Here is a 255-nt window from a genome sequence, read left to right as displayed (position 1 = left end):
AAATCGGCATAAAATCTTCATGGCCGAAATACTGCTCCGGTTCCAGCCCGCAGCGGGACATCAGGGCGTAGGCGATGCTGACGGTGGCAGCGGCTTTGAATTGGACTTCGATGTTGAAATCATCGTACTCCTCCAGGAACGAACCGTCAACGATGTAGCGGAAGTCCTGCTGATGCTCGTCCCAATACTCGCTGGCCAGCTTTCCGGCCACATCAGTGAGCTGCTGGGCAAGATCGTCACCGGCAACGCCATAGC

General features: G+C 56.1%; 1 protein-coding gene. It reads right to left on the bottom strand.

Going from position 1 to position 255, the window contains the following annotated elements:
* Positions 1–255: hypothetical protein (locus tag Q5L94_RS13940; protein WP_317498949.1), on the bottom strand; the 255-nt coding region annotated here is incomplete at both ends.

Source organism: Idiomarina sp. Sol25 (assembly GCF_033052775.1).
Taxonomy (GTDB): domain Bacteria; phylum Pseudomonadota; class Gammaproteobacteria; order Enterobacterales; family Alteromonadaceae; genus Idiomarina.
The sequence above is the reverse complement of the archived record's forward strand: the minus strand, read 5'-3'. Positions and strand labels throughout refer to the sequence as shown.